Here is a 19,351-nt window from a genome sequence, read left to right as displayed (position 1 = left end):
ATGGCAGCGTCGGTTTTTTATTGTCATGATTAAATTCGATAACGTTACATTCTCTTATGGCGAAAATTCCCGACCGGTCTTAAGTAATTTTAGTCTATTGATTAATTCCGGTGAGCAAATCGCTATCATGGGGGGGAACGGTTCAGGAAAGACCACCCTGGGAATGTTATTGTGCGGAATTCTGAAACCTCAATGCGGGACAATTTCCATAGATGATAATTCGGGAAACGGGAATCATCCCGGGTTTGGATTTTTGTTTCAGGATCCCGATAACGCGTTAGTGGCCACGACGGTTGAAAGAGAAGTCGCCTTTTCATTGGAAAATCGGAATTATCCCCTGCCGGTCATGGAAAAGATTGTCAATAGGACTATTAAAGATTTCGATCTTGATAATTTACGCGAACGCCTAGTCTGGAATTTGTCGGGCGGAGAAAAGCAAAGATTATCGCTGGCCGGGGTTTTGGCTGCCGGTCCTCAAATACTGTTTTTAGATGAGCCGGCCTCATATCTCGATTACAGGGGGGCCCGAAAATTAGATGAGATTTTGGATGAGATAAGTGGGAAAAATGAAAAAATTACGGTCATTCGAATAACTCAGTATCCAACCGTAGCCGATAAATATCCACGAGTCGTTATAATCGAAAATGGCGAAGTCACAAAAGATGATTGTCCCGATAAAGTGTTTTCAGACCCGGATATGTTACGGCGTGCCGGATTAAGACCGCCCATGAAATATCTCAAACCCCGGGATGATATTCAGGCTGTGAAAAAATCGGAGAACAATATTCCTTGCGTAGATATTGATAATGTATCGTTTTCCTATGATTCAGGTAATTCGGACGTGCTGAATAATTTGACCCTGACTATTAATCGGGGCGAAGTTATTGGCCTGGCGGGCGAATCAGGATCGGGCAAATCAACTCTGGCTCAACTATTGTGCGGTATTTATGGGCACAAAAAAGGAAAAATAACTTTCCGGAATAAAAAAGGCCGGGCCGTTATGAGCTTTCAGCAGCCGGAACGCCAGTTTTTTCTCGATACCGTGTATGATGAAGTCGCATATGGCATTAAAGATAACATTGAAAGTATTGCTTTATTAAATGAGCGAGTCGAAGATAGCCTTAAACTGGCCGGGCTTAAATTTGATTTATTCAGGAATAGGGATCCGCATACACTCTCGGGCGGTGAAGCCAGGCGCCTGGCCTTTGCCATTGTCCTGGCTTTGGAATACGACATGATAATATTCGATGAGCCGACCTGCGGGTTGGATGAAAATAGCATACGTAATTTTTCAAGGATGGTGAAAAAGTTAAAATCGGATAATAAGGCGATTATAATTATTTCACATAACGGAGATGTTATTGGTGAATTGGCCGACAGGATTGCGCTTCTGGATAACGGGAAAATCGAATATTGCGGGGATGCTCTGGAGTTTTTCAAATTTTCAAAATATAAAGAAGTGCTTTCACCTCCTGAGGTAATTTCTTATCAGAATAACAATTATGGTAGCGTATTGACTTCGGACGCGACGGCTATTTTTAACCTTGACCGATTTAGTGCTTGACAGCCGCGATTTGCTGAATATTTTAGGTGCAACCTTTTAAGGTGGTCCGGTGAGGCCATAAAGGACATTGAATTTGAAGCATCATAGTCTTAAAATAAATTATCGGGAGAGAATAAGGCCCGATATTTTTTTATCTGAGAGGTAGTCTTGAAAAATAAGAAAAAGAGAGAAATCCTCGACAAGAGCAAAATTTCGCGGGCGGTTACTCGCATAGCGCATGAGATTCTGGAGAGAAATTCCGGAGCGGAATCGCTGGTCATAGTCGGTATCCTGACCCGGGGAGCGATCCTGGCCAAGCGATTGGCGGCTATTATTAAGGACATCGAAGGAGTGGACCTTCCGGTCGGATTAATGGATATAAGCCTTTATCGGGATGATGTAAATTCCAATCCGGATCAACCTATTGTGCGCACGACGGAGATATTATTTGATATCAGCGATAAGAATTTAATCTTAGTCGATGATGTGCTATTTACGGGTCGGACTATTCGAGCGGCGTTGTCACAATTGGTAGAATTTGGCCGTTCACGGACAATTCAATTGGCCGTTTTGGTTGATCGCGGTCATCGTCAATTACCGATCCGCGCCGATTATGTCGGAAAAAATATTCCCACCAATTTCGATGATAATGTGAGAGTATATTTTCAGGATAGCGACGATATTGACGAAGTCGTTTTATACCCGGCCGGGGAAAAGAATTCGGAACCAGAAGGAGGGGACGGCAAATGAAATTATCATCACGACATTTATTGCAGCTTGAGGGTGTTCCCAAAAAGGATTTGGAATTGATTTTGGACTCGGCTGTAAGCTTTCGGGAAATCCTCGATCGACCGATTAAAAAGGTTCCACCGTTGCGGGGCAAAACAGTCGTCAATGTATTTTATGAGCCTTCAACAAGAACGAGAATATCATTTGATTTGGCCGAAAAGCGCCTCTCGGCCGATACCATTAGTTTTTCGGCATCGGCCTCGTCGGTAAAAAAGGGGGAGTCTCTCAAGGATACGGTAAGAAATATTGAGGCGATGAAGATTGATATGGTAGTTGTTCGTCACCGCTCGCCGGGAGTGCCGTATTATCTGACTCAATGCCTTGACGCCAATATCATAAACGCCGGAGACGGGACGCACGAGCACCCCACGCAGGGATTACTCGATATATTTACCATTCGCCAAAAATATAAAAGGATTAAAGGACTTCGAGTATTATTGGTTGGAGATATCAAACATTCCCGGGTAGCCCGGTCGAATATCTGGGGGCTGAAAACACTGGGCGCCTCGGTGGCGATCTGCGGACCGACAACGCTTTTGCCATACGAGGCGGAGCGATTCGGGATTGATATCTATACCGACATTAATGAAGCCATGGAAGGCGTGGACGTCGTTAATATTCTCCGCATTCAACTTGAACGGCAAAAGGCCGGACTGTTTCCATCTCAGCGTGAATATACTAATTTATTTGGCATCTCGCGTGAGAGGTTGAAACGCTTAAATAAAAATTTCACGATAATGCATCCCGGCCCGATGAATCGAGGCGTTGAGATTACCAACGATGTTGCCGATGGTCCCGCGTCGGTAATCCTTGACCAGGTTACCAATGGACAGGCGGTGCGGATGGCGGTATTGTATTTATTATCCGGCGTGGACGAGCGTGATTCTTCGGAAGACTCTGAATAGAAAAGGGTACAAGATGAAATTCGACTTATTAATAATAAATGGAAAACTGATTGACCCTGCTTTTGGATTTTCAAAAAAAGGTGATATTGGTATCAAAGATGGAAAGATCGAGAAAATTTATGCTCCGGGAAAGCTGACCCCAAAAGTCATTTCCACTTTTCCGAAAGAATCCATTCTCGACGCCAATGGTGCGGTGGTGACTCCCGGGCTTGTTGATATTCATGTTCATCTTCGTGAACCGGGCCGAGAAGATGAGGAAACGGTTGTCTCCGGATGTGAATCCGCGGCGGCCGGAGGATTTACCTCGCTTTGCTGCATGCCCAATACACAACCGGCTATTGATAATCAGGAAACGGTCAAGTTCGTAACTTCTCTGGCCGAGAATGCCGATTGCCGTGTTTACTGTATCGGGGCTATTACAAAAAACCGCGAAGGCAAGGAGCTTTCGGAAATCGGCGATCTGGTCAAAGCGGGTATTGTGGCGATTTCTGATGACGGCGATTATGTCCAGAATCCGGATTTGATGAGGCGTGCGCTGGAATATGCCCGCATGTTTGACCTTCCTGTTATAACACATGCCGAGGACGAATTTTTGGCCGCAGGCGGTGTAATGAATGAGTCATTTCAGTCGACCAAACTGGGTATGCCGGGAACTCCTGCCGTAGCCGAAGAGATTGCCGTTATTCGCGATATAAAGCTGGCCGGGTTGACCGATAGCCGGTTGCATGTAGCCCACGTTTCAACCGTTGGCGGAGTTGAGGCAATTCGCCGGGGTAAGGCGGAAGGCGTCAAAGTGACCGCCGAAGCGGCTCCGCATCACTTTACTCTAACCGATGATTTGATAGCTGAACGGTTTGATACTAATTTGCGTGTAAATCCTCCTCTGAGGACGGAAGCTGACCGGCAGGCAATTATTGAGGGTCTGATAGACGGCACCATTGATTGTATCGCGACCGACCATGCTCCGCACACCGAAGAAGAAAAGGATACCGTCTTTGATGAAGCGCCCCCGGGTATTATCGGTCTGGAAACATCGTTGGGACTGGCGATTACGGAATTAGTTGGCAAAGGTTATCTTTCGCTTCCCGATATGCTGGCCAAAATGAGCGCCAATCCGGCGCATATCATGGGCTTGACCTCAAATAAGCTGCAGGAGGGCGAAATCGCCGATTTAACAATATTTAATCCGGATGCTGCCTGGATTGTAAAAGAAAAGAAGTTCAAATCAAAATGCAAAAATTCTCCGTTTGTCGAGAGAAAGCTCAAAGGAAAAATCCTCGTGACTATAATGAACGGACGCGTAACCTTTAGGGCCAAATAACGTATTGGATATAGAATTATGGATAAAACAAGACCTTTTAGATTATTGGCATTTATGACTTATGTGCCCATGCCTCTTTTGGGCATTATGATAATCTTTGGTTTTATGGGCAAGGTAATGGAAATCGGCTGGTTGGAATCAGCCCCGGACGTACTTCTGATTCCAACACTTTTGGCTTATTATATATCCCTGATTTTCGGGGCGATATACGGTTATCTAAAAAATGAAAATAAAGTATATCAACCGGCTCTGGCTGGAGTCGGGGCCTGGATTATTGGGATGATATTCAGTGCTTTTTTATCTCTGTCCGATAGTGTTATGATCGTGATAAATTCGCTATTTGTCGTCGTTTTTCTGGCTATGCATATTCTGCAATACATGGCAACCCGAAAATGGGAAAATAGAATTTTATCGTCAAAAAATTAGCACTTGATTTTTCCTGAAAAGGCTGGATAAGGATTTTTGAGTCCAGTCTTTATTACTTAAGTATGTCCGAATTTAAATGTCATTTTGATTGGTATCCTGAAGGAGCTTTAAGGGCAGCGGACCGAGGAGATATTGTCATTATTGTCGATGTCTTGAGTTTTTCGACATCGGTAGCCTATGCCGTAAGTAACAGAGCGATTATTATTCCATGTTCTCATCCGAATATGGCGGAAGAGATAGCCTTCCGTGAAAAAGCTGTAATTTCTGTTTCGCGTCCGGATGTGTCATCTAAAGGAAAGTACTCTCTCTCACCTGCGACTTTCCTGGATATCAAAGCCGGTGAAAGAGTAATACTGGTTTCTCCCAATGGAGCCAGATGCTGCCTGAATTCAAATGGGGCGTATAAAGTAATCATTGGAGGACTTGTAAACGCTCAGGCGATTGCGGATTATGTTGCCGAATTTATGAAAATATTCGAAAAATCCGTAACGGTGATTGCTTGCGGAGAGCGTGAATATGGAAGTTATGACGGCATTCTTAGACGGGCCGAGGAAGATTATTTGGGGGCGGGAGCCATTATATCACAGTTGCAATGCGGAAAAACTAATGAAGCCTTACTTTGTGAAAATTGTTTTATAGAGCGTCAGAAAGATTTTAAAACCGAAATATCTAATTGTCAAAGCGGAATTGAATTGAGGGAATTGGGATATAATAAAGATATTAAGTTGGCGATTGAGTTAAATTGTCTGAAAGTTGTTCCGGTTTATGAAAATGGAATTATTATTTCAAATGATTAGCGGGCTTAACAATTGACGATTTTGATATATCTGGCACCTTTTTATCGGGATCTATAGACTTTTCCAGCCAATCTAAACCCGCCTTTTCCCAGTTTGGATTCGCAGAGGCGTCAATATATCGTTCCCATTGATAAATTCCGGTTTCATGAGCAATCTGCTTAAACTGCATGGTTAAAACCGGATTGTCGAGAATGACAATCGATCTTTGCATACCGTGAGCTTTATATAGTTTCTGCCCTTCGCTGATACTCATTCTGGGACCCTCGGAAACCGGAATTAATCTGCGCATATCCACAAAGACACAGAATTCACCGTCCTGCTCCGAAAATATTTCCCGTGATTCGTTAAGCCAGCTTTGCATCTCATCATCGGTGACTTTGCCGGAAAGAGTTAACCGGTACCCGTAATATGTCTTTTCGAGGGAATAAATTGCAAAAATCTCCTTTCTATCCTTTCGTATTATATCGGTATAAGTTCAATATTTTTTATGTTCTAATCGAAAAATCAAAGGGTCTTAATTAAGCGATTGCCGTATAAGCTATAAGCTCATTATGGAAAATAAAAAGAGGATTATTGAAGCAATTGATATTGGATATTTTTTGCCTGGATTTTTATATTCATTCTTTATTTGAAAGGCTATATATTGCCTGCGAACAATAAAGTTAGTACATTTACCGTTTTAAGGTTATGGGCAAATAGAAATAGTTAATATTAATTACAGGTTCGGCTTAATTTGACGAAAGGTTTTATAAAGATAATTTGGGGCAATAGGATATGGAAATGACGACGATGGGGAAAAATCCATACGTGTCGATAATAATTCCCGCTTTCAACGAAGAAGGCAATATTGAGGAATTATGCCGCCAGTTTGCACTAATGGGCGAAAGGGCACGATTTTCGTTTGAAGTGATTATTATCGATGACGGCTCGACCGATACAACCCCTCAGGTTTTGGCGCAAATGTCTCAAACCCATAAATTCCTCCGTACGGCCTCGCATGGAAACAACCGCGGATTGACTCAGGCCTTGCAGACAGGATTTTCAATGGCCCGAGGAGATATCTTTGTTTTTTATCCGGCGGATTTGCAATATAAGCCTGAAAATATTCCCGAGATGATCGAAAAAATCGATGAAGGCAACGATCTCGTGACGGGGTGGAAACAGGGTAAATACAGCAAACGATTGGTATCCCGAGTTTTTAATAGCCTATCAAGAAAATTATTCGGACTTAAAGTGCATGATTTGAATTCTGTCAAGGCCTTCCGTCGGAATATCGTCGAAGATATTTTCCTGCGCAAAGACTGGCATAGGTATCTGGTTGCCCTCGCCGTTGAGCAGGGGTATCGCGTTGATGAAGTGAAAATACCTCTTTATGACCGTCATAGCGGGTCATCCAAATTTTCCGGTTTGGGGCGAATCCCGATTGGGATTCTCGATATGCTGGCCGTTAAATCACAATTGACCTTACTTCGAAAACCATTGCTGTTTTTTGGATTTATCGGCGGTCTTCTTATTAGTCTCGGCTTATTGGTTGGACTGGGCGCCATATATTTGAGATTCGTTTATGATATCGGACTTCGACCTTTGTTATATCTTGTAATCTTACTGATGGTGCTGGGGGCTTTATCATTTATTCTCGGATTATTGGCCGAAGGGCTGGCCTCAATCAAAGATGAATTGTCGGGAGTCAGGCAGTCCGTGAGACGCCTGGAAAATAAACTCGGGAATAACAATAAGGATAATAGCGGCCATTGAAAGTCGTCGTAATTACCCATAATTATATCCGCCGACAGGGAGATTTGACCGCCCTGTATCTCCACCGATTATCGTCAGGATTAATTTCAAAAGGGATCGAAATCACGGTAGTATGTCCCCACGCCTCAGGGCTTCTTAAAGAAGATACTATCGATGGCGTACGTATTAAACGGTTCACTTATCCGTTTTCCGGTAAAAGGCCGCTGGCTTATACCGGAAATATGCATGAGATTGTATCCCGATCTTTATTCGCCAAATTGATATTTGTCGGTTTATTGTATTCGATGTATCGCTTTGGACTGCAGGTTTGTCTTGATGAAAAACCAGATCTAATCTGGGCTAATTGGTGGATCCCGCCGGGATTGGCAGCCTCGAAAATAGCATCAAAGCTAAACCTTCCGCTGATTATTTCATCTCACGGTACGGATATTGCACTGCTTGATAAGCCTGGAATTACTCAAAGATTATCAAGATACGTTTACAACCGAACTCAACGAGCAACGGTTGTATCAAATTTCCTCAAAAATAAATTAATTAATAGCTTGCCTGTATTTTCTAAAGAGAAAGTTGAAGTGATTCCAATGCCGGTCGGGATGGAAACATTTCTCAGGAAACCTTTTAATGACGAGGGCGTTCCGGTCTTTTTGTCCGTCGCTCGTTACACAAAACAGAAGCATTTGGATAGCGTCATCGAAGCGGCCGACATACTTAATAAAGCGGGCTTCGAATTCAAAATTGATATGGTTGGCGAAGGACCTCTTGAAGGGGAATTGAAGAATTTAATAACCGAAAAAAATCTTGAGAATAGAATAAAGTTGGGACCGTTGGTGGCCCAGCAAAAACTGGCGAAATTATATCAGGAGTGCGATGCGGTTTTGCTCGTCAGCGAAAATGAGGGATTTGGATTGGTTCTTGTTGAAGCCGGTCTTACCGGACGGCCCACAATTGGAGCCAATTCCGGAGGAATTGTCGATTTTATTAAGCATAACAGGAACGGATTATTAATAGAAGTCGGTGACCATAAGGCTTTGGCCGAAGGCATGAAGTCGATAATTACCGATAGGCAATTGCGAAACCGGCTGGGAGAAGGCGCATATCAAACGGCCCGGGACAAATTCGCGACTCCGGATCTCGTCGATAAAATGTATAATCTCTTTGAATCGACAGTAAATTATTGGAAACGGAAATAAATATTGTGAATCAGGCAGTTAAAAAATTTCTATGGAGGCTTTTACAGGTTATTATAATCGGCCTGGTTTTTTATTTTCTGGGAAAACAGATTTATGCCAACTGGGATCGGGTGTCCGAATTTCAATGGGAGATTAATTATTTCTGGCTGATATGTTCTTTTATTTCAATAATCGCAACTTTTTTTGCGTTTTCCTGTGTTTGGAAAATATTTGTTGGAACACTTGGTAGAGATATTAGGTACCTTGCGGCTTTTAAGATAGCATACTTGTCTAATTTAGGAAGATATATACCCGGTAAAATTTGGCAAATGTTCGGAACGATTTATCTGGCAAAAAAGGAAGGTATAACTGAGGAAGAAGCAATTACCGTATTTGCCCTTTCACAGGTATTCGCGATTCCTTCATGTTTCCTGTCTGGAATTTTGTTTCTCGGAGTATATCCGCAAATTTACAATAAATATTCTTTTACATCGCTATTGACCAGTGGAATAATCGCCATAGGACTGGTGGTGTTCGCAATTTCTTTGGCGATTGTATTTTTTCCGAATCCGATTGAGAAAATTGTTAACCGATTACTCAAATTGTTAAAACGTCGTTCCATCAAACTGGGCATGAATAAATCGCTTGCGGCAACGATATATGGGGGTTATTTTTTGGCCTGGAGCATGTACGGCTTTTCGTTCTGGTTATTTCTAAAAGGAATAACGACGCAGGAAGCCTTATTATTCCCGATGGCGGGGATTTTTATTATTGCCTACCAGATCGGTTATTTGATGCTCTTTGCTCCCGGAGGTGTGGGGCCTCGCGAGGCAATGATGGAGATTATGCTGGCGCCATTTTTTGGGACGGGAGTGGCGGCCGCGATCGCAATCGCGGCCCGGTTGTGGTTAATTACCGCGGAGGCAATTTCGGCGCTTATTGCATTGACAATAAAATCATCGGAGAAGACAAATGGCAAAATCGAAAATAACTAATACCGGAAATCTGACATCCAATTCAATGTTCTTTAATATTTGTCTGTTCGCGGTTTTGCTAATTGCCGTAATTATCCTCTTTCACTCATTTGTATTTTCCGACAAGGGCCTCTGGGGATCGGATACGATTCAGGCCGGGATGTTTTTCCGAGGATTCTACGCCGATTATTACCAACAAACCGGATCGGTTCCGGTCTGGAATCCTTATCAGTTTTGTGGGATACCGTATATAGAATGTTTTCACGGTGATACCTTTTATTTTCCTTTCACTGCTCTGAAATTCTATATGAGTGTTTTTCGGGCCTGGGGCTGGAATCTTTTCATTCATGTATTTATTGCCGGGATAACAATGTTTTTCTGCGCTCGTGTTTTTCGAAGATCGCAAATGGCTTCTGCATTGGCGGCAGTATCTTATATGTTTGCCGCTTGTTTTATATCTCAGGTGGCTCCCGGACACGATGGCAAGATGTTCGTTACGGCTCTCTTTCCGTTGACGATAATGTTAATCGAGCTTGGGTTCTCCAAAAAACCGCTAATCTGCTTTTCTTGTTTAGGCCTCACTATCGGACTTATTATTCTGACTCCTCATCCGCAGATGGCTTATTATTCGCTTTGGGCATGCGCCTTTTATACGGCATATAAATTGGTCTTTTTATATATCGATACCAAATCTATTCCTCGGCTTATTAAGCCGACTTCGTTATTTGTCGGAGCTGTTGTAATCGGATTGGCAATATCTGCCATTCATTTTTATCCCGGCTATCAATATGTCAAAAAATACTCGCCTCGCAGTGATGAAAAGCGGGGAGAGGAATGGGCCCGGTCCTTTTCGATGCATCCTGAAGAAACGTTTTCGCTTATCGTACCTGAGTTTTGCGGAGTATCGGGGGAAGCGGGCAACAGCTATTGGGGGCGCAACGGCTTTAAGGACAATTCTGAATATACCGGAGTAATTCCTCTGATGCTGGCTATTGTGGCGGTAGCGCTAATCCGCAATCGCAAAACATGGTTTTTCGGCGGACTGGCAATATTCGCACTGATACATGCTCTGGCTGGCAATACCTGGTTTTTCTATTTATTCTATCATCTGATACCCAATATGAAATCGACTCGATCGTGGTCGATGATAATGTTCTTGTTTTCATTTTCAGCAGCCTTATTGGCCGCCTTTGCTTTAGATTTTATAATCGAGCAGGGTCAAAAATTGAAAGTCAAAGACAGGCGCCTGTTTGTATTGACGCTGTTTAGTATTCCGACTTTGACATTTTTGGGAGGCCTGATGTTTTCCGGGGCTCCCGAATCTGCCATCAATATATATAAATCGATTTTTTATAATGTGATACCTTCGCAGAATGCAATTGCATTGCGCAGTCATCTGGGAACCATTGCGGCCGGATTCTGGACGACGTTTTTGTTTACGACCATCGCCGCTGTATTTATTTGGCTCTATGCTCAGAAGAAAATAAAAGTCGTTCTGTTATGGGTTGTAGTTTTGGTAGCATTTATAGATGTTTATCGATTTGACAGGCAGTTCATAAAGACGTATGACCCGGCAACGATATTTGCAAAAAATCCAATTGTGGATTTCTTCAAATCGAAACCGGATAAGTTTAGAGTCTTAGATACTACCGGGCAGCGTTTTTTGCCAACCAATTATTTGCCGTATTACGGCGTGGAAGAAATGACATCGTATCATGGCAGTCAACCAAATTGGTTTCACAAATTGCTGGGCGGGACAGCCATGCGGAATATTTTCAATTTTAACCTGATGAATATGACCAATACCCGCTATCTATTGATTTCGCCGGCATCAGCAGTTAAAGGCAATCAACTTGAAAGGGTCGGATTTATTCCTGCATACCAATGGCAGAATTTTGAAATTTTTGAAAACCCATTTGCCAATAATCGGGCGCACCTGGTTCATAATTGGGTTGTTGAACCTGATACGGCGAGAATTGATAGTCTTGTTTTGATGCGATCATTCAATCCCAAATCGCAGGTCGCGCTTTTTGAAGACCCAGGAATATCACCGACTTTGGATACAACATCATTCTCTGCGGACAGGGTAGAGATTACCGAGTATAAAAATGATTATATATCCGTCACAGTATCGTCATCGGTCGATGGGATTTTAGTATTGGCGGATAACTGGTATCCGGCCTGGAAGGCGTTTGTTGACGGCAATGAAGTCGAAGTGATGATGGCCAACGCTGCCTTTCGGGGGGTAGTTCTATCGGCCGGTGAGCATACAGTAGAATTTATGTATATCTCCGAAGCTTATGCCACCGGTAAGATGCTGACTCTATTCGGATTGATTACCGCTTTGGCCGGGATTGCGGTAGGAGGCGTTATTACTCGAAATAAGAACATAATTGCGGAAGGACAGCAGGATGGATGATCGGGATAAACGGGCGCTGGTAATTTTCCCCACTTACAACGAGAAAGATAATATCGAAGAGATTGTATCTGCCACGCTTGATATGGATGATAGGATTCATATCCTGATTGTCGATGATAATTCCCCCGACGGTACCGGCCCGATTGCCGATAATCTGGTTTCGCAAAACGATCGGATAAATGTTGAGCATCGACCGGGGAAAGCCGGTTTGGGTAAGGCTTATCTGCACGGATTCAAATGGGCTATTGAGAATAAATATGATTACATCTTCGAGATGGATGCCGATTTTTCACACAGCCCGGAATTTCTGCCCGATTTTCTGGAGGCGATAAAAGATAATGATTTAGTATTGGGATCGCGTTACATCAGCGGCGTCAATGTTATCAACTGGCCGATGTCGCGGCTATTGTTATCGTATTTCGCGAATAAATATGCCGGATTTGTGACGGGTCTAAAAATTAAAGACGCGACCGGCGGTTTCAAATGTTTCCGCCGAGAAGTGCTCGAAGCGATTAATCTCGATGAGGTTAAATCGAATGGATATACATTTCAAATCGAAATGACGATGCGAGCGGCGATCAGGAAATTCAGAATCAAGGAAATCCCGATTATTTTCTATGAACGTCAGGCAGGCGCTTCCAAAATGTCTAAGAAAATTGTCCGTGAGGCAATCTGGATGGTCTGGTGGTTGCGCCTGGCCAGGATATTCGGGAAGCTGTAATTTAAATTGAGTATCCCGTGACAGACTCTCAAACTATTTCAATTATTATCGTCAATCATCGCGCCGATGATATCCTGGATGAATGTCTGAAGCATATCGCCGCTGGTGCCGGTAATCTCATTTTGGAAATTATCATAATTGATAATCCACCAATTTCATCACCCAAAGATTATTCGGGAATGTTTGATTTTAGGATTGCAAGAGTTTCAACTCAAAAAAACATCGGTTTTGCCACGGCCTGTAATCTTGGAGCGTCAAATTCATCGGGGGATTATTTACTCTTTTTGAATCCGGATTTATTAGTATCGGATAACACCATTGAAGCGTTATATCAAGCTTTGATTAAATACGCTGCCAACGGTATCGTTACAGGAAAGCTGATTGGACGGGATGGTGAATTTCAACCTTCATGCCGCCGATTTCCGACCTTGAAAAATGTTTTATTTTCCCGGGGATCGATTTTGCGGAAATTCTTAAATCCCGCGCAATCAATTTATACTTATCCCGACTCCGATGAAATTATGGAGATGGAAGCGGCGGCGGCGGCGCTGATGATGATTTCACGAGATGTTTTCGAAAAGCTGTCCGGTTTTGACGAATCATTCTTTATGTATTTTGAAGATACCGATCTTTGCTATCGTGTGTCTAAATTAGGCGGTAAAGTTCTATATGTGCCATGGGCATCCGGCAAACATTATTGGGGTTATTCTACAAAACGGTATCGTTTCCGGCGCATCTTTTGGCAACATCGTTCGGCACTTTTATATTTTTTTAAGCATTTCAGTAGATTTCGAACCGCAATAATTCTGTTTCCGATTCTTTCGATTAACTGCTTCTTGTCTTTATCCGTTGAATTATTTAGATTTCGCAGGTGAACTGGTTTGATCTGGCAAAAATTTTCGCCGTAGCGGCCGCCGTTACCGCGATTTTAGTTCCTGTAATCAGTCGTTTATGCTTCCGATTAGGCCTGCTTGATATGCCGGGACAGCACAAGCGGCACCGATTTCCAACTCCCAATCTGGGCGGTCTGGCGATATTTGTCGGATTTTGCGCGGCCGTCATCTATTCTAATATTCAATTTCATTTTTTGTCCGAAGAACTTTCCGGAATTTTGAACTATGTTGTTGCGGGAGGCGTCCTGATTTTTCTGATTGGGATTGTCGATGATATCAGCGGATTGTCGGCCCCGGTTAAATTGACGGGACAGGTTATCGCGGGATTAATCGTTTATCTTGGCGGACTCAAAATCTCAATACTCTTTATTCCTCTTTACGGGGCGATTGAATTGAACGGATGGGCTTTACCGGTAACCTTAATCTGGATAGTGGGCGTAACCAATTGCATAAACCTTATCGATGGACTTGACGGGCTTGCCGCCGGAGTTTCCGCTATTGCAGCCCTGGCAATTTTATTTATCGGCATCGTTTTTAGTTTATCGTCGGTTATGGTCTTTTCCATAGGTATTATGGGCTCCTGCCTGGCGTTTTTGTACTTTAATCATTACCCCGCGAAAATATTTATGGGTGACAGCGGTTCATTATTTCTGGGTTATCTCTTCGCAATCATATCGATAATATTTCCTATCAAGTCTTACACGACGGCGGCGGTATTTATTCCGTTAATTGCCCTGGCGGTTCCCATTATCGAGACCTTAATTTCATTTACCCGCCGGGTTGCCACCGGCAAAAGCTTTTACCGGGCTGATACTCGTCATTTATTTCACTATTTAACGGCCTACGGCTTTTCGAAATCAAAAGTGGTCTGGCTGTTTTATCTTACGTCTTCTGTTTTCGCCATATTATCCGGGGCCATGATAATTTTCGACAAACGGTTAGTTACGACGATTTTGGTCATTTTTATGGTTGTAATTTTCGCGATTTTGTTTAGATTTAGGCTCGCGTATAACAAGAAATTAACGGAAGACGAGTAATTATGGCAGACGGACCGCATTTGGAATTTGAAAAACCAATTTTGGAACTCCAGAAGAAAATTTCTGATATGCAGGAGTTCAGTCGGGTTGAAAATATCGAGCTTGATAGCGAAATTAAATCGCTGAAAAATAAATTAAGGAAAATGCAGGATGGCATTTTCTCCAACCTGACGCGCTGGCAGAGGGTTCAACTGGCGCGCCATCCCAGGCGTCCTTATACTCTCGATTATATCAAGTCGATTACCACCGATTTTGTGGAACTTCACGGCGATAGATGCTTTGCCGATGACAGCGCCATGGTCGGAGGGTTCGCGAAATTGGATGGGCTGCCGATTATGATTTTGGGTCAGCAAAAAGGACGGGATACCAAAAGCAAGCTATTTAGAAATTTCGGGATGGCGAATCCCGAAGGATATCGCAAAGCTCTTCGTTTAATGGAAATGGCTTCTAAATATGGCCGTCCGATTATAATTCTAATCGACACTCCCGGAGCTTTTCCCGGTATCGGCGCTGAGGAACGCGGACAGGCCGAATCAATCGCCAGAAATCTAAGGGAAATGACGACTCTTGAAGTACCGATCATAATCGTAATTATTGGTGAGGGAGCTTCAGGCGGGGCATTGGGTATCGGACTCGGAAACCGAATTTACATGATGGAAAACTCATGGTACTCGGTTATATCTCCCGAAGGCTGCGCCGCGATTCTATGGCGTGACGCCTCTAAGGCGCCGCAGGCGGCTGAAGCATTGAAGCTGACTGCTGAAGACGTTAAAAAACTAAATCTAATTGACGGCATTATCCCTGAGCCTAAAGGCGGAGCTCATCGAGATCCCGAAATGGCGGCGGTGAGCCTGAAGGAACAGGTTTTGACTGCTTTGGACGAAATGAAAGACATGTCTCCGGAAGAGATGATAAAGGAGCGAATTAATAAATATCGGGCCATGGGAGTTTTTCGGGAGCAATAAAAACTGTTAATTTTGGATTTCGGAATATCGAAATTATAGATAAGATAAAGGAAGACGAGTAAAATGAAACTATCCAAATTCTGTGATGAAAATCTGATAACATTTGATCTAAAATCAACCGACAAGAATACCGTAATTGAGGAATTAGTGGATCTGGCTTCGGCATCTACACTTGTCAAGGATCGTGATCAATTATTGGCTGATATATATCATCGGGAACAGATGGTGACAACCGGCATCGGGTATGGAGTCGCGTTTCCTCATGCCAAAACAAAAGCGACCAAGGGAATCGTAATAGCCTATGGTCGTCATAATGGGGGAATAGATTTTAAGGCGATGGATAAGAAGCCGGTTCATGTGTTCTTCCTTATCGCGGCTCCCGAAGACGCCATTGGCGCGCATCTGAACGTCATGGCCCGGTTATCTTATATCATGAAGTCCGAGGATAATCGTCAAAAACTTATGAACGTAAATTCTCCGGGAGAATTATTAGCAATTCTTGATTCGGTAGAATAATACCTGCAGGGAATTCCGCCAATGGACTGGCAGTCGTCCTGGTTAAAAGAAAAACAAGCCGCGGTTCATACCGTCGCCATATTATTGATAGCCATTTTCTTATTAATAACCAGCGGCGGAGTTTCGATATTTATCTGTAATGTCACTTCCTCGATTTTTTATTATCCTTTTCAACAAATCAAAAATAGTCTGACAATTCTTGCCGATAAACAGAATATAAATGAGGCCCTCAATATAAAATTGGCTGAGCTATCGGTACAATTGCAACTATTCAATGAAACGACCGAGGAAAACCGGCGTTTGCGATCCTTGCTTGGCTTTGTTCCGCCACCGTCTTTCAGGATCATTCCTGCCGAAATAATCGGCGTTTCCGGTTCTAATATACCTAACACGGTTCTTATTAATCTGGGTGCGTCCGATTCGATTAAGGTAAACCAGACAATTATCAATCAAAACGGTGTTGCCGGTCGAGTTGGCGAAGTACTTGAAGATTACGCAACGGTTTATTTATTAACCGAGCCGCGTTGCCGCGTCGCGGCTCGCGTTAAGCGGAGCCGAGAGCAGGGGATAATTAGATACAGCCTCAGTAAAGGATTATATCTCGATAACTTACCTCAGCAAGGCGACGTCGCGGTGGGTGATACGGTAATAACTTCAGGTTTGGGTGGAATATTTCCAGAGGGTTTGGTGATCGGCATAATTAAGGAAATCGAAACGCCGGAAAAAGAATTTTTCTACGATATACAAATTGATCCGGCCGTGAACTTTAACGGTCTCGATGAATTGTATGTTCTGGCAAGGCAGGAGGGGGCATGAGATATATCCCCTTTGTCATATATTTATTATTGATCGGCTTATACCGCACTTTGTTGGTTGATTTTTTAACAATTGGAGGAGCCCAATTATATTTGACGGCATTGATAGTCATTGTGCTGAGCCTGAACAAAAATTATCTTACAGCATTGTGGTTTGGCTTTGCCGCCGGAATAGTATTTGATGCCTTGAATCCTTCTTATTTAGGGGTGCAAATAATCATTCTTTCATTGATTGGTATCGGCACCGCTCAGGCTAAAGAACGATTTAATCTTGAATCATTAAAAAGCCTGATCTTTTTGGTCGCTCTCGGACTGGCTATCTTTTCGATTCCTTACACATTAATCTACGCTACTTCCGGAATCTCCGAATTCGGCGGAGTATTTCTGCGCTCCACAATTCCCAGCATATTCTATACGTTGGTAGCCGCATGGCTTTATTTTATGATACATTCGGGTCGTATATCATTTAAAAAACTTAAATCGCTATTCTAAAATGACACCGGGCCGCACCAGCAAACAGCAGAGATTTATAATAGGAGTCATTGTTATATCTCTTCTGCTTAGTTTATTAGCGGCACGAATGTTTTATCTGCAGACTTTCCGTCATAATGAATTATATACTCAATCGGAAAATAATCGAATTCGAATTCAGTCGGTTGTCCCCAAACGAGGTGTGGTGATGGATAGGGAACGGCGCGTGATTATTGATAACAGGGCTTCATATACTTTGGAGTTGGTTCCATCCGAGATTAATAACACTCAAACGGCGAATTTAATCGCCGACGTTCTGGAGATAAGCGAAGGGGAACTAAATCGTCGTATTCGCAAGAATATTACCGGTCGATTCCAGCCGGCACTGGTCAAACGGGATCTTGCTTTTGAAAAGGTCGCAATTTTAGAAGAGCAAAATGAGATTTTCCCCGGAGCGGTTTATCGTAAGGATCAGGCGCGAAAATATACAACCGATTTGGGAAGCGAATGCTTTACCGGATACGTTGGCGAGATTTCTTCTGAGGAAATTGAGCGGTTGGATCGTTCGATTTATCGCGCCGGTACTGTTATCGGTAAAGCGGGAATTGAAAAATATTATGACCGGGAATTACGAGGTATTGAGGGCACCGAATATTTGGAAATCGCAGCCTCCGGACAGATTTTGGGGGTTTTAGAGAGTCAATCGGGCGTTCCCGAGGAACCTGGGAGTGATCTGATCTTGACTATCGACATCGATATTCAAAAGGTTGCCGTAGAGTCATTCGGTGAGTTTTGCTGTGGCGCGGCTGTTGTTATCGATCCCCGGAATGGTGAAGTTTTAGCAATGGTTTCCAAGCCATCCAATGACGCCAATATTTTTTCCTCAGTGATACCTTCCGATGTCTGGAACTCAATTGTGTCTGATAGCAATAATCCCCTCCTGAATCGCCCCCTGGCAGGGTTGTATCCCCCCGGTTCGATTTATAAGCTGGTTATCGCGGGAGCCGGTTTGGAGCTTGGCCTCATAGATAAAATTTCGGTTTTTCCGTCAAGCTGTAACGGCTGGTATCAATTCGGAATCAGGCCCTTTGGATGCTGGAATAAGTCCGGTCATGCGAAAACAAATATAGTTCAGGCTATAGAGCAATCGTGCGATGTCTATTTTTATCAACTCGGCTATCAACTGGGATTGGAAGAATATTTTCGTTTTTCGCAGGCATGCGGGTTTGGAAAAAAGACAGGGATCGATTTACCGATTGAAGCCGCGGGAAATACTCCCAATAAAGAATGGTATGATAATCGCATCGGAAAGGACCAATGGACGCTGGCGGTACTATTGAATCTGGCTATCGGACAGGGTGAGATTCTGGCGACGCCGTTGCAATTGGCCCAGTTTTATTGCGGAATAGCCAATAACGGTCGAGTTTATAAACCGCATATGCTAAAATCGGAAATCGGTCCGGATGGCCGGGAGACTTCACGGGGCGGAGAATTTTCATTTTATCTTCCGTTTTCTCAAAATACTCTTGATATATTAAATGAAGCAATCGTCGGAGTCGTTCATGGCGAAAAAGGAACCGCACGGGGATCGAAAATTAAGGGAACAACCATGGCCGGGAAAACCGGTACCGCTCAAAATCCACATGGTGAAAATCATTCCTGGTTTGTCGGGTTCGCGCCAGCGGACAATCCCGCGATTGTAGCTTGTGTCATCATTGAAAACGCGGGGCACGGTTCCGATCATGCCGCTCCCGCCGTAAAAAAGATTATTCAAACATATCTGGAAAAACATAATTTGCTGACAGATGACTATAAATTGACAAAGGCAAATTGAT

At 43.4% G+C, this 19,351-nt stretch carries 19 protein-coding genes; 18 read left to right on the top strand and 1 reads right to left on the bottom strand.

The features are described from left to right. Positions 1–25 precede the first annotated feature (25 nt). The 6 genes from V3V99_02710 to V3V99_02685 all read left to right on the top strand — a co-directional run bounded on the left by V3V99_02710 (position 26) and on the right by V3V99_02685 (position 5,781). Positions 26–1,564 (top strand): energy-coupling factor transporter ATPase, encoded by a 1,539-nt coding sequence (locus V3V99_02710; GenBank protein ID MEE9441563.1) that lies wholly within the window; start codon positions 26–28, stop codon positions 1,562–1,564. A gap of 147 nt (positions 1,565–1,711) precedes the next feature. Beyond that, entirely contained in the window at positions 1,712–2,293 is a 582-nt protein-coding gene (gene pyrR / locus V3V99_02705) for a bifunctional pyr operon transcriptional regulator/uracil phosphoribosyltransferase PyrR (protein ID MEE9441562.1), read from the top strand. Next, complete coding sequence (locus V3V99_02700; protein ID MEE9441561.1) at positions 2,290–3,237, top strand: aspartate carbamoyltransferase catalytic subunit; 948 nt, start codon at positions 2,290–2,292, stop codon at positions 3,235–3,237. Before pyrR ends, V3V99_02700 begins: the two co-directional genes overlap by 4 nt. 13 nt (positions 3,238–3,250) lie before the next feature. Next, positions 3,251–4,558, top strand: coding sequence for a dihydroorotase (locus V3V99_02695; protein ID MEE9441560.1), 1,308 nt, complete (start codon positions 3,251–3,253; stop codon positions 4,556–4,558). 18 nt (positions 4,559–4,576) lie between these two features. Further along, on the top strand, positions 4,577–4,984 hold the full coding sequence (locus tag V3V99_02690) for a hypothetical protein (GenBank protein ID MEE9441559.1): 408 nt from the start codon (positions 4,577–4,579) through the stop codon (positions 4,982–4,984). Positions 4,985–5,046: 62 nt separating this feature from the next. Further along, a complete protein-coding gene (locus V3V99_02685; protein ID MEE9441558.1) occupies positions 5,047–5,781 on the top strand; it encodes a 2-phosphosulfolactate phosphatase in 735 nt (244 codons plus the stop codon). Here V3V99_02685 and V3V99_02680 read toward each other — a convergent pair. Then, positions 5,765–6,142: a hypothetical protein gene (locus V3V99_02680; protein ID MEE9441557.1), complete on the bottom strand. Its 378-nt coding sequence runs from the start codon at positions 6,140–6,142 to the stop codon at positions 5,765–5,767. The two genes, V3V99_02685 and V3V99_02680, sit on opposite strands and share 17 nt — an antisense overlap. A gap of 413 nt (positions 6,143–6,555) precedes the next feature. Here V3V99_02680 and V3V99_02675 point away from each other — a divergent pair, with 413 nt between their 5' ends. The 12 genes from V3V99_02675 (at position 6,556) to mrdA (ending at position 19,350) form a co-directional block, all read left to right on the top strand. Then, on the top strand, positions 6,556–7,536 hold the full coding sequence (locus tag V3V99_02675) for a glycosyltransferase family 2 protein (GenBank protein ID MEE9441556.1): 981 nt from the start codon (positions 6,556–6,558) through the stop codon (positions 7,534–7,536). Next, positions 7,533–8,726, top strand: a complete 1,194-nt coding sequence (locus V3V99_02670) for a glycosyltransferase family 4 protein (protein ID MEE9441555.1) — start codon at positions 7,533–7,535, stop codon at positions 8,724–8,726. The genes V3V99_02675 and V3V99_02670 overlap by 4 nt, the downstream gene beginning before the upstream one ends. Positions 8,727–8,731: 5 nt before the next feature. Beyond that, entirely contained in the window at positions 8,732–9,700 is a 969-nt protein-coding gene (locus V3V99_02665) for a lysylphosphatidylglycerol synthase transmembrane domain-containing protein (GenBank protein ID MEE9441554.1), read from the top strand. Next, positions 9,678–12,098, top strand: coding sequence for a YfhO family protein (locus V3V99_02660; GenBank protein ID MEE9441553.1), 2,421 nt, complete (start codon positions 9,678–9,680; stop codon positions 12,096–12,098). The genes V3V99_02665 and V3V99_02660 overlap by 23 nt, the downstream gene beginning before the upstream one ends. Then, complete coding sequence (locus V3V99_02655; protein ID MEE9441552.1) at positions 12,091–12,819, top strand: polyprenol monophosphomannose synthase; 729 nt, start codon at positions 12,091–12,093, stop codon at positions 12,817–12,819. The genes V3V99_02660 and V3V99_02655 overlap by 8 nt, the downstream gene beginning before the upstream one ends. Positions 12,820–12,836: 17 nt before the next feature. Next, the gene (locus V3V99_02650; GenBank protein ID MEE9441551.1) at positions 12,837–13,694 is read left to right on the top strand and encodes a glycosyltransferase family 2 protein; all 858 of its coding nucleotides are present in this window, start codon (positions 12,837–12,839) and stop codon (positions 13,692–13,694) included. Beyond that, on the top strand, positions 13,691–14,749 hold the full coding sequence (locus tag V3V99_02645) for an MraY family glycosyltransferase (protein ID MEE9441550.1): 1,059 nt from the start codon (positions 13,691–13,693) through the stop codon (positions 14,747–14,749). The genes V3V99_02650 and V3V99_02645 overlap by 4 nt, the downstream gene beginning before the upstream one ends. Positions 14,750–14,751: 2 nt before the next feature. Beyond that, positions 14,752–15,714 (top strand): acetyl-CoA carboxylase carboxyltransferase subunit alpha, encoded by a 963-nt coding sequence (locus V3V99_02640; protein ID MEE9441549.1) that lies wholly within the window; start codon positions 14,752–14,754, stop codon positions 15,712–15,714. Positions 15,715–15,777: 63 nt separating this feature from the next. After that, positions 15,778–16,230, top strand: a complete 453-nt coding sequence (locus V3V99_02635) for a PTS sugar transporter subunit IIA (GenBank protein MEE9441548.1) — start codon at positions 15,778–15,780, stop codon at positions 16,228–16,230. 21 nt (positions 16,231–16,251) lie between these two features. Further along, complete coding sequence (mreC, locus tag V3V99_02630) at positions 16,252–17,046, top strand: rod shape-determining protein MreC (GenBank protein MEE9441547.1); 795 nt, start codon at positions 16,252–16,254, stop codon at positions 17,044–17,046. Continuing rightward, positions 17,043–17,537 carry a rod shape-determining protein MreD gene (mreD, locus tag V3V99_02625; GenBank protein ID MEE9441546.1) on the top strand — a complete coding sequence of 165 codons (495 nt, stop codon included), beginning with the start codon at positions 17,043–17,045 and terminating at the stop codon, positions 17,535–17,537. The genes mreC and mreD overlap by 4 nt, the downstream gene beginning before the upstream one ends. 1 nt (position 17,538) lies before the next feature. After that, the gene (gene mrdA, locus V3V99_02620) at positions 17,539–19,350 is read left to right on the top strand and encodes a penicillin-binding protein 2 (protein MEE9441545.1); all 1,812 of its coding nucleotides are present in this window, start codon (positions 17,539–17,541) and stop codon (positions 19,348–19,350) included. Position 19,351 lies beyond the last annotated feature (1 nt).

Source organism: Candidatus Zixiibacteriota bacterium (assembly GCA_036480375.1).
GTDB lineage: Bacteria > Zixibacteria > MSB-5A5 > GN15 > JAAZOE01 > JAZGGI01.
This window is presented reverse-complemented; position numbering and strand designations above follow the sequence as displayed.